The sequence below is a fragment of the uncultured Nostoc sp. genome, from assembly GCF_964245575.1.
Classification (GTDB): domain Bacteria; phylum Cyanobacteriota; class Cyanobacteriia; order Cyanobacteriales; family Nostocaceae; genus Nostoc.
The window spans coordinates 1-14,607 of sequence record NZ_CAXTNP010000203.1; the positions used below are offsets into that span (position 1 = coordinate 1).

Sequence of the window (14,607 nt, forward strand, 5' to 3'; positions counted from 1 at the left end):
ATATTACTTTTTTATTAATATTTGTAAAAAAAATATTATCCTAAAAAAATCAAATTAAATATTTGTAAGTTTTGTAACAATATATGAAAAGTTACCCAGTAGTTTAACCACGCAGATGGTATAATTGTTAGTCGCGAAGGTGTCATAAGCATCTTCTTTAAATACAACTTGTGAAAATTTTGTTGGTAGAGGATGACGTATTACTGAGTAAAGCACTCTTCGAGTTGGTTGAGTGCAAATCGTTATACTATCGACATAGCAAGCAATGGACAAGCTGGATTAGAACTAGCGATATCGGCTGAATATGAATTGATTTTGCTGGACTGGCTAATTCCGAAACTGGATGAGATTAGCTTGTGTCGGCAACTGCGATCGCAAGGCTACCGTAAACCTATTCTGTTGCTAACAGGAAAAATTATAATGCAGATATTGTGGCAGGGTTGGATGCTGGAGTAGATGATTACGTCATTAAACCATTCGACCCAGAAGCATTACTAGCAAGAATTCGCTCTTTATTACGACGCAATGCAATAATCTCATCATCCACGTTAATCTGGGGAAATCTCTGTTTAGATCCAAGTGCCGACAGAGTAACTTGTAATGAACAGGAAATTTCCCTCACAGCAACAGAATACAAACTGCTGGAGTTGTTTTTGCAAAACCCAGAGATTCTAGATCGGCTTTGGGGATTTGATGATGCACCGACTGAAAATGCAGTTACGACTCATATTAAAGACTTGCGAAAGAAACTGAAAACATTTGAGTTTCTGAATAAACTAAGAAATCATCCAGAAACTCAAGCTATTCCTGTAGTGTTGCTCAGTGCGAAAGCACGATGGTTGGATTCGCACTGAGCAACAGTATCAAGTTGCAGGTGTAATTCTCAAACCCTTTAATCCAGTTATTCTCCCTGCTCAGGTTGCTCAATTGCTGGGTTGGGATTTTACTTGACTAAAAGATTAAACAAGAATGGGTAAAACATCGAATATATCGCAGGGTTTGCAATTACTTGGACTTCAAAAAACTCGTAGGGACGTATAGCTAGCTGTGCGTCTCTAGCGTATATATCGTTCAAATGAAAATTGCTATAAATTGCAGTACGAATATTAAGGTTTAGCCTTTGAGCAATTGGGTTGATTTTGAAGTCATTACCAACTATCAAGCTTAAGCTTGAATTTAACTTAACGTTTTAGGTAATTTGGAATAAAATTAAATTTAGAGTAAAAGACTACGTTTGATTACGTGTATATACATAGGATATTACTATGCTGTTCAATCATGTATCGGGTTCTGAAATTGATTTAAAGCAAATCCTCGATCAAATTAGGATACTGGCCGATCAAATTCATCAGTCACTTGAAGTGAGTGAAATTCTCAAGATTATTGTCAGCGAAGTTAGAAAAACCTTAGAAAGCGATCGCGCCATTATCTATCGCTTTTTGCCCGATGGAGATGGAGTCATAGCAGAAGAGTCTGTAAGTCATGGATGGAAACCGATTCTAGGGCAATTAATTTACGATCTTAGCTTCAATGCGACATGGGTAGAGCGATATCGAGATGGAAGCGTTGATGTCATTGAAGACATTCATACTACAACCCTTGACCCATGTTACAAAAAGTTATTAACGGACTTACAGATTCGAGCTAATTTAGTAGTACCAATTTTAGTAAATAATCAAGAAATTGATGGAGTTTCTAGTACATATCCTCATTTGTGGGGCTTAGTAATTGCTCACCAGTGTAGTGGCTCACGTCAATGGAGTTCTTTAGAAATTGAGTATCTTCAATTAATAGCTGCAGAGCTAAGAATCGCTCTTGGGGAAGCAGAACGCCATCAACGAAAGGCTACATCCTGCCAAAAATTAACGCCGCAACTCAATCAAAACCCGAAAAACTTAACAGTTCAGCCAAAGTTGAAGTTGAGGTCAATAAAAAGAATTCTGTATAAGAATTTTAGAGAATCCATTATAACAAGAACGGTATTGCCAAAGAATATATCAGTTGCAGACTTAATTGCATTTGACCGATTACAAACTCCAGTTTGGATTTATGATATTCAAAATTTGCAGATGTGGTGGGCGAATCAATCCGCACTGCATATTTGGAATGCTCAAAGTCGAGAAGAATTGCTCAATCGCAACTTCAGTGATATTTCCCAGTCTACTCACATTCGACTGCAAAGCTATATGCAAGAATTTCAGCAAGGGAAAACCATCGCTGAAAATTGGACATTTTACCCCAAAGGAAAACCTGTTTCTCTTCGCTGTCTCTTTTCTGGAATTGAAATTGAACAAGGGCGAATGGCGATGCTGGTTGAAGGATCAATAGAAGTTATCAATCAGATCGATCAAGAAACACTCAGATCAATTGAAGCCCTACGTCACACCACAGCGATCGTCTCGCTTTACACGATGGATGGTGTACCTTTGATGCAAAACCCGGCAGCCCTTCGCTGTTATCGGGATACCCTGCACCCTAACTCATCAGCTGAGAACATTTTCCTGAATCACTTTGTTGACAAGAGTGTTGGTCAACAAGCTATGAAAGCGATTAATTTCGGTGAGGTGTTCAGTATAGAGGCTCAGGTGTTCACCACTGAAGGGATTCAATGGCATGGGATGGATATACGATCTACCCGCGATCCAGTAACAGGTAACTCCATCATCCTTGTCAACGAAAAGAATATTACCAAGCAACAAGCTGCACTACAAGAACGCCAGCGTGTAGAATCAGAATTGCGCTGGCGGGAAGCTTTGCTGCGTTCCATGACTGACACTTCTTTGCTAGGATTCTTTGTTGTTGACAATCGCACCGATGAAATCCTCTATTTCAATCACCACTTCTGTGAAATATGGGGCATCGAACATCTAGAAACCCAAATGCAACAGGGTGCTTTAAAAAATAATGACATCATTCCTGACTGTATACCTTTAATTGCCGATGTACCGGGATTTGCCGAATCCTGTAAACCGTTCCAGTCTGAAGAAAATCCTTGCACGATTGAGGATGAAATTTTATTTGTCGATGGGCGAACGATTCGCCGCTTTTCCAGCCAAATTCGGGATACTCAGGATCGAGACTTTGGGCGGTTATACATTTTTGAAGATATCACCCCACGTAAACAAATCAAAGCCGCACTCAAAACCAGTGAAGAAAGATGGCAGTATGCCTTGGAAGGAAATGGTGACGGAGTTTGGGACTTGAATGCTGAAACTAACGAAGTCTTTTTTTCTCGGCGATGGAAAGAAATGTTAGGGTTTGCAGAGCATGAAATTGGAAATACTCTCAGTGAATGGGAACAACGGGTTCACTACGATGATAAAGCGAGGGTTTACGAGGAGATTAGCAAGCATTTGTACGGTGAAACCCAGCAATATGTCAGTGAATATCGGATCGAGTGCAAAGATGGAACCTACAAGTGGATTCTAGATCGGGGTCAAGTTTCGAGTCGCGCAAAGGATGGTCTTCCCCTACGGATGCTAGGAACCCATACTGATATTACTGAACGCAAGCGTATGGAAGAAGCGCTGCGAGAAAGTGAACAACGCTATCGTTCTGTAATTACAGCGATGGCAGAAGGTATTGTCGTACAGCAATCCGATGGGCGAATTACCGCCTGTAATGATAGTGCCGCAAGAATTTTAGGGTTAACAGCCGATCAAATGATTGGGCGAACTTCCATCGATCCGCGATGGCGAGCTATTCATGAAGATGGTACTTCTTTTCCAGGCGAAACTCACCCTGCCATCGTCACCTTACGCACCGGACAACCCCAATTTAATGTGATTATGGGAGTTCACAAACCTGATGGCAGCTTGACTTGGATTTCAATCAATTCTCAACCACTGTTTGAATCCGATGAATCAAAACCCCATGCAGTAGTCGCATCATTTACAGATATCACAGACCGCAAACAGGCACAAATTGCCCTGCAACAACAAACAGAACGGGAACGTATGGTCTATGCGATCGCTCAACACATCCGCGAGTCTTTGGATTTGGATGAAATCTTGAACACAACTGTTGCTGAAGTTCGACATTTTCTACAAACTGATCGGGTAATCATCTATCGCTTTCAGCGAGATTGGAGTGGTGTCGTGATCACGGAGTCTCTAGCAGAAGGTTGGCAATCGATTTTGAATATGGAAATTACAGACAACTATTTTGTCAAAACACAGGGACAGTTTTATCAAGAAAGTACGCTCAAAGTCACTCCAGATATCTACACTGCCGGATTTGCTCCTTGTCATCTTGAGTTATTGGAACAGTTGCAAGTCAAAGCCAAGCTAGTTGTACCAATTTTACAAGGCGATCGCCTTTGGGGTCTTTTGGTTGCTCATCATTGCAGCGCCCCGCGTCAGTGGCAACCTTGGGAAAGCGAACTGCTTCAGCAATTGGCAACACAGGTAGCGATCGCTATTCAACAATCAGAACTTTATCAACAATTGCAGCGTGCCAACCAGCAACTTGAAAATATGGTGATGGTAGATGAATTAACTCAAATCGCCAATCGCCGATGCTTTGATAATCGGCTTGATTCTGTCTGGCAATATCTTTTACGAGAACAAGGTTTTATCTCACTACTTTTATGCGACATTGATTATTTCAAACAATATAATGATACTTATGGTCATGCCACCGGGGATGATTGTTTGCGCTTTATTGCCCAAGCTTTTAAACAAAGTGTCAAACGTTCTAGGGATTTAGCTGCTCGTTATGGCGGAGAAGAGTTTGTTGTCATCTTGCCTAATACTGCTAGTGATGGGGCTTTTCACGTTGCCCAAGAAATTCATAAAGCTATCCAACAGCTAAATATTCCTCATATTGCATCGGCTGTGAAACATCACGTCACCTTGAGTATTGGAATTGCCACAATGATTCCTACATCTGATATGGTTCCTTTGGATTTGATTCAGGCAGCAGATCAAGCCCTTTATCAAGCCAAAGCAAACGGGCGTAATCGTTCTTGTATAAATAGACTGTCTTAAGGAGTGAGCGATGCCTGCGGTTCAAGAAGCCTACGTTAATCAAATGTTTTTTACGATTTTTGCACAGATGCGGTAATCATAAGTGATTAACCGGACTTGATATTATCTAAAATTTACCCATACTAAAACTTCTAAAAAACTTTTTGGTTAATTGATTATTAGAATCTACAAAATGAGCGATAAAGTTGCTTTAGCAACTATCTAATCTCACATATTCAGATGCTTTTACCACTTGCACAAACTTGATTCAACAACTCTAAATTACGTGAAGATTAAATAAGTCTTAAACCGTGTAACAAGGTACTCTTGCATCTTGCTTAAGTCTGATATATTTCTGAGAACAGCTTTGTTGTCAGGTAGATTGATGAGTCGAATTAATGGATTTGTAGGGCGACGTGATTTCTTAAAATTCGCCAGTGTAGTAGGTATTGCAGCTACTGTTTTTGGTGATGGTTTTTGGAATCCAGAGCAAACTGCTGTTGCTGATATTCACGCAGTTAACCCTAATCCAATCAGTCCGAATGAAGCCTTCAAACGCTTGTTGGATGGTAATCAAAGATTTATCCATCAAAAACGTCAATATCCTGATCAATCATTAGAACATCTGCAATTAGTTGCTAAAGCTCAGTATCCCTTTGCTGCCATATTAGGTTGTGCAGATTCCAGAGTCCCTGCGGAAATCGTTTTCGATCAAGGACTTGGAGATTTATTTGTCGTGCGAGTTGCTGGTAATGTCGTCAGTGACACGGTTATAGGTAGTCTGGAATATTCTACAACAGTATTAGGTTCGCAGTTGATTGTGATTTTGGGTCATAAAAGATGCGGTGCAGTAGCAGAAGCAATCAAAAACGAACTACTTCCTGGCAGAATTGGTTTGATTATTGAGGGTATCAAACCATCTGTAGAAAGGGTAAAGTTAAGAACGGGTGATAATATGCAGAATGCAGTTATAGCCAATATCCAGTATCAGGCTGAAAAATTGCAGGAAAGCTCAACAATTTTAGCTAAATTGCTCCGTGAAGGTAAACTAAAAATTGTTGGCGCTTGTTACGATATTGACACTGGTAAAGTCAACATTATTACTTGAAAATCTCACACCTTTTAGGTGTAGGATTCTTAGTTTAATAGACATCTGGTGAAATTAAATATGCGTTATCTAGAACCCTTGTAGACAGGTAGCAATGCTACCTCAAAACAATTGTTTTTCACTCCTATGTCTAATGATGTTGCAAAAAATAATTAGTTTTGAAGAAGAATTCAGGAGCAAAGCCGGAGACACTCTGCGGCTTGGCGTCAGAATGAAGACGCTCTCTACGAGACGCTCTTGCTAGCAAGCTTTAAAAGCAGGGGTACGTGGACTCGCTATTAAACTATTTTCGTTATGCACTGTACAAATGCATCGTGATGTGCAGAACGAAAATAGGTTGTTTCAGGCTTTTCTTAATTATCCTGCGATCACAAATAGACCATGCTATGCCCTTACGAAACATGTAGTTTTTAAACTTTTCCATATTTGGTATTTATTGTCAATGCGTAAGTCCTACATTTAACAAAATACCTGTTACATATACATTGGTAGGGACGGCAATGCCTGGGTTGGTCTACGCTAACGCAAACTCACAAAAATTCAGAAAAACCCAAAAGCAAGGCACAGTCGCAACTTGTAACAAATAAACCCGGCAGAGGCCATATAACAAAGCCGCCCGCCAGGAAGGTATAGTATATTCTGGCCATGTTTGATCAGGTTAGCGCTTATTTATAAAAAATAATTGCATATCCCTAGATACAATAACTAAATCCTTTGGAAAACACAGTTAAGAAAAGTTACTAGATAGGTTAATTTCTAATTAAAACCAACAATTCCCCAAATGGGGAGATGGGGATACGGGGACACGGAAAAATATTTCCCAATCCCCAGTGCCCAATGCCTCATGCCCCATAATATAAGAAAGCGCTTCACACTTCTTAAATAATCAGCTTTATTAGAACAATGGCAAGAGACTTGCGGGGATTCATTAAAATTTTGGAAGACAAGGGACAATTACGGCGAATTTCAGCTTTAGTTGACCCAGATTTAGAAATTGCTGAGATTTCCAACCGGATGCTACAAAAAGGTGGCCCAGGGTTGTTGTTTGAAAACGTCAAAGGCGCTTCCTTCCCGGTGGCGGTGAATTTGATGGGAACTGTGGAAAGGATTTGCTGGGCGATGAATATGCAGCATCCAGAGGAGTTGGAAACTCTGGGGAAAAAACTAAGTATGCTGCAACAGCCAAAACCGCCGAAGAAAATTTCCCAAGCGATAGATTTTGGGAAAGTGTTGTTTGACGTGGTGAAAGCGAAACCAGGACGTGACTTTTTCCCTGCTTGTCAGCAAGTTGTAGTTCAAGGTAATGATTTAGATTTCAACAAGTTGCCTTTGATACGTCCTTATATTGGTGATGCTGGCAAGATTATCACGCTGGGACTAGTAATTACCAAAGATTGTGAGACGGGTACACCAAATGTAGGTGTGTATCGCTTGCAACTACAATCTAAAAATACGATGACAGTTCACTGGTTATCGGTGCGGGGTGGGGCGAGGCATTTGCGAAAAGCGGCGGAACGTGGGAAGAAATTAGAAGTTGCGATCGCACTTGGTGTAGATCCTCTAATTATCATGGCAGCTGCCACACCCATCCCTGTAGATTTATCAGAATGGCTGTTTGCTGGACTGTACGGCGGTTCAGGTGTGCAGTTAGCAAAGTGTAAAACTGTAGATTTGGAAGTTCCCGCAGATTCCGAATTTGTTTTGGAAGGGACGATTACACCAGGGGAAGTTTTACCAGATGGGCCCTTTGGCGATCACATGGGTTATTACGGCGGCGTGGAAGATTCGCCGTTAATCCGCTTTGAGTGTATGACGCACCGGAAAAATCCGATTTACTTAACAACATTTAGCGGTCGTCCACCTAAAGAAGAAGCGATGATGGCGATCGCACTCAATCGCATTTATACGCCCATTCTGCGGCAGCAAGTATCAGAAATTGTTGATTTTTTCCTACCAATGGAAGCTTTGAGTTACAAAGCGGCGATTATTTCCATTGATAAGGCATATCCAGGACAAGCGCGACGGGCAGCTTTAGCGTTTTGGAGTGCTTTACCACAATTTACTTATACCAAATTTGTAATTGTTGTGGATAAAGACATAAATATTCGCGATCCGCGTCAAGTTGTGTGGGCGATTAGTTCCAAAGTTGACCCAGTGCGGGATGTGTTTATTCTGCCGAATACACCTTTTGATACGTTGGATTTTGCCAGTGAAAAGATTGGCTTAGGTGGACGCATGGGAATTGATGCGACTACAAAGATTCCGCCGGAAACAGACCATGAATGGGGTTCGCCTTTGGAATCTGACCCAGATGTGGCGGCGATGGTAGAGAGGCGATGGGCAGAGTATGGTTTGGCAGAGTTGCAGTTAGGAGAAGTAGACCCGAATTTGTTTGGCTACGATATGAGGTAATACTATTTCACGAAATACCTGATAAAGATAGATATGTATGTATGTAGGGGCGTACAGCTGTACGCCCCTATGGTTGATGCCATAAAATTGAAGAAATTATGGCAAAAAAGTGAAAAATCCAGCATCAAAGTTAGTGATAGGATTGGCATTCAGTTGTATTAGTGTGATGCTCAATACTGGTATAGCTAATCAAATAAGTTTAGCGAAATCAACTAATCCTCAAAAGTGCGATATTCTTGCCTACGTCACTGATACAGATCCGCAAGGTTTAAATGTGCGGAGTAATGCAAGTACCAAAAGCAAAATTCTGGGGCAAATACCCATCAATGAAACAGTTCAGGTTGTTGCTGCTGCTGGGGATTGGGTAGAGATTACTAATGCTAGTGATGGTTTTCAAGGAACTGGATGGGTATTCGTGCCAAAGTTAGGTTTAACAACGCAGGGCTACGGTACTAATGGGGTGGATTTATATGCTAGTAGCAGTCAAGAAAGCCAGAAAGTAGGGAGAATTCCTGCTAATACGGCTGTCAAATTGTTAGGCTGTCAGGGAGATTGGGCGCAGGTGGAATATCAAAGTGTTAAGGGTTGGTTGACAAGGGAAGATGAATGTGGTGCAGCCCTTACTAGTTGTTCTTAGAATCCCACCCCCAACCCCCTCCCTGCAAGCGAAGAGGGGGCTATGAGAATTACTTTTAAAATTTTGGTTTTGGGATATTTGTCAAACCTATAAAAGTCAAGATTCCTATGCCTGTTTCCATCAGTGAAGGATATTTAGAAGTGCGAGAAGTAGGAACAGAGACATTAGTTACTACTATTGAAATTTTATCACCTACTAATAAACGTCCGGGTAAAGGACGGCAGACATATCAAGAGAAACGCGAACAAGTATTAGCCAGTCGTAGTAATTTAGTTGAAATTGATTTATTGCGTAAAGGTGAAGCAATGCCAATGATGGGCAATGATATTCAGAGTCACTATCGAATTTTAGTTTGTCGTGGCGATCGCCGTCCTTATGCTGACTTATATGCTTTTAATTTACCAGATATAATTCCATCTTTTCCCATACCTTTGCGTTCTGGAGATACGGAACCAGTTATAGATTTGCAGACATTGTTAAATGAGGTATATGATATCTACGGCTATGATTTGGTAGTAGATTATAGTCAACAACCAGTACCAGGGTTGTCAGAAGCAGATGCAGCTTGGGCGGATGCGCTGTTGCAACACAAAGGTTTTCGGTAACTCAAAATACTGTGAATTCTAAGCATATACTTATGCGATCACAATATTACCTTAGTTTTTTCTTAACGATTGATACATATTGCTAGAAAATTAAAGAGTAATTTTTGACATGGTTATTCTCAGAGTTCTGAGAATAACCATGTCACGAAATCACGAAGAATGCCTTGCCTTAATTGAGCAAATTCGCTGGGGTGGAAAGCCAAAGTGCCCATATTGCGAATCAACCAACGCTACTGCATACAAGAATGAGCGTAGATATCACTGTAACGAATGCTTTACTTCATACAGTGTTACAGTGGGTACACTTTTTCATAAGACTCATGTAGAATTACAAAAATGGTTTGTAGCGATTCACCTTGTGCTTAATTCACCAGGGGGTATTAGTGTGCGTCAGCTTGCCAAAGAAATCGGGGTTAATAAGAATACTGCCTGTTACATGATTGCGCGTATCTATAGGGCGATAAATGAGGAATGGGATCTGCTGCAAAAACTTATCGCGCTCAATGCGAGTGACCGACCGCATTAATTTTGTTAGATGGTTTTGTACATCATAAAAGTAGAGACGGGAAATTACCCGCCTCTGGTATTTTATATCTTGTTTTTGCTATAAATTGCTTGGTGTTAACAAATAGTTTTTATAAGTGAATTTAGAAGTTTAGGAGTTTTCGTATGAGTTGGAGCAATTTTTCCAAAATAAAAGCATCATTAGTTCTTGTTTTTATCTTCGGTGCATTTACATTTTTGTTGGGGTTAGCATTCAATAAACTTCCAAATAGTCTTTCAGACCGAGATAAGCAACTTATATCTTTTATTGGCGTACCTGCCATTACACTAGGATTTCTAGCGTTGGTTAATTCGAGAATGTTAGAAGAAATTGAGTCTGATGTAAAAATAAAGGAAATGGGGTTAAAAATTGAATTAAATGAAAAGTTTAAAACCGATTTAGTTACAGAAATGCAAAATTTTATGGAAGAATATCAAGAATAGATAAAAAAACTAGGAATAGCGATTAAGTCTTTAAGTCCTTCTGAAGACCGTGGTAAATTGCTAGAAATTATTCATTCGTTGGAGTTTGCAGAACAAGAGTTTAAAGCTCAACGTGATGCAGCAAGAGAGATTGCTAAATGGTTAAATATTAAAGAAAATAAGTCGGCTTTGTTAAAAGCGGCTCTAGATGCTGTATCACGGGCAAAGTGCGATATTTCTAAAAAATACAAACCAAAGTTTGATGAAGACATCCGTCAATGTATAAATTGGTTATACGATAGTGTTTTGCTACGTAGGGGTTGCGAAGTAGAGCCTAGACATGCTTCAGCATTAGCTGATATACCAGAGAAATATAGACCATACGAAGTTGCTTTAACAGCTATTCAAAAATATCTTGAAGAAGAACAAGAACTAAAAAAGTACAATACCAAAGCTCCAATTGTAAAGATAATGCTGGATGAACTCATTAAAGAATTAAAAAAGAAGTCATCTGTGAGTTGAAAAAGAAGCTAGTACAACACGGCGTAAATAAACCACCTATTCCAAATCAATGAAATGCTTAGGCTGTACTCTTTTTGAATTTTGAATTTTAAATTCCGCCTTGCGGTACTAGATTGCTATATTAGGTTTCTATACATAGCTAAAGTTAGCAACAGTTTTTATTTTGGCGTTGCTGAATCAAGAAATGATTCCTGTCGGGTAGGCATCCTGCTTGTACGAAAAGACAAGCGACGAGTAAGATACCTATTCCACAAAAGCATTAAAATCATCGCGCCAATATGCAATGCCTTATTTTATAAAAAATTAAAAGTCTGTAGGACGAACCTCTGCTTTTGGTCGATCTATTTCTGAACGAACCTTTATCTGATGCTCTAATCTTTTATAAATATCATCAACTATCGTATTTAATTGTGAAGCATCTGTTTCTTTCAATTTTTGCAATTGTGTCTGAATATATAGTATTTTACTTTTATAGAACACTAATTCCATTAAATATACATCTGGATGATCTGGTAAATTGATATTAAACAGTTGTGTTAACTTCGTTTTACTTGTGTCTAATAGGTTACTTGCTTTATTAATATACTCCTTGAGATGTTTTACATCTTCATCTTGGATTGGTTGATTATCTAAATAAACATTAAATCTTTCTAAATCGCTAGCAAATTGTTCTATAGATAAGGGTGAAAACATAAAATACCTCGGAATAAAAAACAGTTTATATTAATGCAGAATTGTCATACATTTCATTGAACAGATCATTGAACAGATTTTTAAATATTATTATTTCTCTAATTTGTGATAAATGCACTACCGCTAAATAGGACAGACAGCACGAGTTTATTTATCTGTATTGTTCAAAGATCAAATCACAATGAAGAAGCACTAGCCCAACAGCAAGCCGAGTCCGAACACTAGCAGAAACAGAATCTGCTGAAGTCTGAGTTGCACAAAAGAAGGCTTTGGGAATATAAACAGATGTTTAAAGCGATCACACTCCCTCAACTCCTCAAAAGTCTGGCATAATCAGACATGGCCGCACCTTCAAAACTGATGTAAATCCTGCCAATGTCTAACGATGAATATGACAGTCCGTGGAAAGAAGCTATAGAAACCTACTTTCAAGAGTGCATTGAATTTTTCTTTCCTGTAGCTGCGGAGGGAATAGACTGGGAGCAAGGCTATACTTTTTTGGACAAAGAGTTACAGCAAGTCGTTCGAGATGCAGAACTAGGGCAGAGATTCGTTGATAAACTCGTTCAAGTCTGGCGACGCAATGGCGAAGAAAGGTGGGTGTTAGTCCATCTGGAAGTCCAAAGTAATGAAGAAACTAACTTTGCCCAGAGGATGTACGTCTACCACTACCGATTGTTTGACCGTTACAATCGCTCTATAGCTAGTCTAGCCGTCTTAGGTGACGATCGCCCCACATGGAAGCCAAATCAGTTTAGCGATGAACTATGGGGTTGCGAAGTCAAGTTCAAGTTTCCCATTGTTAAATTAATTGAGTATACCCAACAATGGATGGAACTAGAAGCAAGTTCTAACCCATTTGCTACAGTAGTTATGGCTCATTTAAAGGCAAAGGAAACACGCCAAAATGACCAAGAGCGCAAACGGTGGAAGCTTGATTTAACGAAACGACTCTACGAAAAAGGTTATCAGCGCGAAGATATCATCAACCTCTTTCGGTTTATCGATTGGGTGATGAGATTACCTGAAGAATTAGAGCAAAGTTTTTGGCAAGAAGTAACTCAATATGAGGAGGAAAAGAAAATGCCGTATATTACCAGCGTAGAAAGAAGGGGTATTGAACAAGGAAAAAGAGAAGGAAAAAGAGAAGGACTTCTTGAAGGTATTGAAATGGGTTTGGAACTAAAATTTGGTAGTGAAGGACTAACTATATTGTCAGAAATTGTCCAGATACAGAACGTAGAGATATTAAGGGTTATTCTCACCAGTATTAAAACAGTGAACACTCTAGAAGAACTCCGGCAAATTTATCAATAATTCACCCTTCTACTCGACTGTAAAAAGCAGCGATATCTGAGACAGGGTGCTATGTATTAATACGCTCCCTTTAATGCAATTTCGTCCTCTGCCAATTGTGAGATATTAAGTTAAATTAAGAATTATTGCAAAATAGGAAACAATTTTTGGGAATATTACCCAAGCTAATTAAAAGGTTTACGCCGAATGGATATTTTAATAGAATAATCTCATCAAAAGATTCGCAGAAATATAAATGGACTGGATTACACTACTGCGATCGCTACAGTCTGATTTTATTAAAAGGTTAACATCTGGTTGTCTGCTTCATTGTGAAACAGAAGGTCAATATAGTGAATTAACTATAATCTCTGGAGAGAGATTAAAGGCACTACGGGAATTTTGCTGGCTGATGGCTGAGAAATATAAGCGTGTTTCGCCAGTTCGTGACGTTTTTCTTAGCTATCTTAAAGGTAAGTTGGGTGAGGAAGTTGTTAAAGAACGTTTAGCTGATTTTATTACCGAAGTCGATTATGAAAAGCGGTTCGGCGGCGATGGCAATATAGATTTTACCTTGACTTATGACCCATCTATTGGTATTGAGGTTAAATCTCGTCACGGTAGTATTGATAGAGTTAGATGGTCAATTAGTTCTGAAGAGGTTGAAAAAAATGCAGTTGTAGTTTGCATTTTGATTCAAGAAGATGTGAGTGAAGCACAATCAGAGTATCACCTTTTTTTGGCTGGCTTTCTCCCAACCCGGATGATTAAATTGAAGACTGGTAAAATTTCATTTGGGATTGAACAATTACTGTATGGCGGTGGTTTATGGTGTTATTTAGAACAGTTACAATCTTCTATAAATAATTCTTCTAGGCAACAACCACCAATTTATAAATATCTTCCGAAGCAGGGAATTCTATCTCAACCAACTAATAATCAGTTGCTCAAATCTTCTTTTAAACCTCAATTAGATAATATACAATATCGTGATGAGGAGTTAAATATACTTTATGTAAGATTAGGTGATGAATGTTTTGAGAAAGGAGAATATTCAAATGCGATCACTAACTATAATCAAGCCTTACAAGTTCAATCTAATGATGTTGATTTGTATTATAAACGAGGTTTAGCTCATTATCAAATAGGAGATTATAAAGGTGCGATCGCAGATTATTCTCAGGCAATCGAGATAAATCTTCATGATGCTAAATCTTACAATAAACGAGGTTTAGCTCTGTCTCAACTAGGAAGATTAGAAGAAGCAATTAATGATTATACCCAAGCTATTAGAATTAATCCTAATGTTGCCGTAGCTTATAAAAACCGGGCTGAAGCTCGTTCTCATGTAGGAGATAACCAAGGAGCAATTGAGGATTATACTCAGGCTATTAAAATTAA

13 protein-coding genes are annotated in these 14,607 nt (G+C 39.2%); 12 read left to right on the plus strand and 1 reads right to left on the minus strand.

Features of this window, described 5'->3' with window-relative positions; translation table 11 throughout:
• Positions 1 to 228 precede the first annotated feature (228 nt).
• From ACFFAP_RS26420 to ACFFAP_RS26465, 10 genes are all read left to right on the plus strand, one after another.
• Positions 229 to 456: a response regulator gene (locus ACFFAP_RS26420; protein ID WP_375514008.1), complete on the plus strand. Its 228-nt coding sequence runs from the start codon at positions 229 to 231 to the stop codon at positions 454 to 456.
• Entirely contained in the window at positions 432 to 854 is a 423-nt protein-coding gene (locus ACFFAP_RS26425; RefSeq protein ID WP_375514009.1) for a winged helix-turn-helix domain-containing protein, read from the plus strand. The genes ACFFAP_RS26420 and ACFFAP_RS26425 overlap by 25 nt, the downstream gene beginning before the upstream one ends.
• A gap of 411 nt (positions 855 to 1,265) precedes the next feature.
• Positions 1,266 to 4,988: a diguanylate cyclase domain-containing protein gene (locus ACFFAP_RS26430; RefSeq protein WP_375514010.1), complete on the plus strand. Its 3,723-nt coding sequence runs from the start codon at positions 1,266 to 1,268 to the stop codon at positions 4,986 to 4,988.
• Between the two features lie 364 nt (positions 4,989 to 5,352).
• Positions 5,353 to 6,075: a carbonic anhydrase gene (locus ACFFAP_RS26435; protein WP_375514011.1), complete on the plus strand. Its 723-nt coding sequence runs from the start codon at positions 5,353 to 5,355 to the stop codon at positions 6,073 to 6,075.
• Positions 6,076 to 6,978: 903 nt separating this feature from the next.
• Entirely contained in the window at positions 6,979 to 8,487 is a 1,509-nt protein-coding gene (locus tag ACFFAP_RS26440; protein ID WP_375514012.1) for a UbiD family decarboxylase, read from the plus strand.
• Between the two features lie 109 nt (positions 8,488 to 8,596).
• Positions 8,597 to 9,124 carry an SH3 domain-containing protein gene (locus ACFFAP_RS26445; protein ID WP_375514013.1) on the plus strand — a complete coding sequence of 176 codons (528 nt, stop codon included), beginning with the start codon at positions 8,597 to 8,599 and terminating at the stop codon, positions 9,122 to 9,124.
• An 89-nt stretch (positions 9,125 to 9,213) separates the two neighbouring features.
• On the plus strand, positions 9,214 to 9,729 hold the full coding sequence (locus ACFFAP_RS26450; RefSeq protein WP_375514020.1) for a DUF4058 family protein: 516 nt from the start codon (positions 9,214 to 9,216) through the stop codon (positions 9,727 to 9,729).
• 139 nt (positions 9,730 to 9,868) lie between these two features.
• Complete coding sequence (locus ACFFAP_RS26455; protein ID WP_375514014.1) at positions 9,869 to 10,255, plus strand: transposase; 387 nt, start codon at positions 9,869 to 9,871, stop codon at positions 10,253 to 10,255.
• Positions 10,256 to 10,398: 143 nt separating this feature from the next.
• Entirely contained in the window at positions 10,399 to 10,716 is a 318-nt protein-coding gene (locus ACFFAP_RS26460) for a hypothetical protein (protein ID WP_375514015.1), read from the plus strand.
• Between the two features lie 57 nt (positions 10,717 to 10,773).
• The gene (locus ACFFAP_RS26465; protein WP_375514016.1) at positions 10,774 to 11,217 is read left to right on the plus strand and encodes a hypothetical protein; all 444 of its coding nucleotides are present in this window, start codon (positions 10,774 to 10,776) and stop codon (positions 11,215 to 11,217) included.
• A gap of 303 nt (positions 11,218 to 11,520) precedes the next feature.
• On the opposite strand, the gene ACFFAP_RS26470 is transcribed toward ACFFAP_RS26465, so the two are convergent.
• Entirely contained in the window at positions 11,521 to 11,910 is a 390-nt protein-coding gene (locus ACFFAP_RS26470) for a hypothetical protein (protein ID WP_375514017.1), read from the minus strand.
• Between the two features lie 375 nt (positions 11,911 to 12,285).
• Here ACFFAP_RS26470 and ACFFAP_RS26475 point away from each other — a divergent pair, with 375 nt between their 5' ends.
• Together ACFFAP_RS26475 and ACFFAP_RS26480 are read left to right on the plus strand one after the other, a co-directional pair.
• Positions 12,286 to 13,227 carry a cytosolic protein gene (locus ACFFAP_RS26475; protein ID WP_375514018.1) on the plus strand — a complete coding sequence of 314 codons (942 nt, stop codon included), beginning with the start codon at positions 12,286 to 12,288 and terminating at the stop codon, positions 13,225 to 13,227.
• A 235-nt stretch (positions 13,228 to 13,462) separates the two neighbouring features.
• Positions 13,463 to 14,607: tetratricopeptide repeat protein (locus tag ACFFAP_RS26480; RefSeq protein WP_375514019.1), on the plus strand; the 1,145-nt coding region annotated here is incomplete at its 3' end.

Excerpts from the sequence above, each read along its gene's own strand:
- ACFFAP_RS26430 (WP_375514010.1), top strand. The coding sequence starts at position 1,266 with ATGCTGTTCAATCATGTATCGGGTTCTGAAATTGATTTAAAGCAAATC.
- ACFFAP_RS26435 (WP_375514011.1), top strand. The coding sequence starts at position 5,353 with ATGAGTCGAATTAATGGATTTGTAGGGCGACGTGATTTCTTAAAATTC.
- ACFFAP_RS26440 (WP_375514012.1), top strand. The coding sequence starts at position 6,979 with ATGGCAAGAGACTTGCGGGGATTCATTAAAATTTTGGAAGACAAGGGA.
- ACFFAP_RS26455 (WP_375514014.1), top strand. The coding sequence starts at position 9,869 with ATGTCACGAAATCACGAAGAATGCCTTGCCTTAATTGAGCAAATTCGC.
- ACFFAP_RS26460 (WP_375514015.1), top strand. The coding sequence starts at position 10,399 with ATGAGTTGGAGCAATTTTTCCAAAATAAAAGCATCATTAGTTCTTGTT.
- ACFFAP_RS26470 (WP_375514017.1), bottom strand. The coding sequence starts at position 11,910 with ATGTTTTCACCCTTATCTATAGAACAATTTGCTAGCGATTTAGAAAGA.
- ACFFAP_RS26475 (WP_375514018.1), top strand. The coding sequence starts at position 12,286 with ATGTCTAACGATGAATATGACAGTCCGTGGAAAGAAGCTATAGAAACC.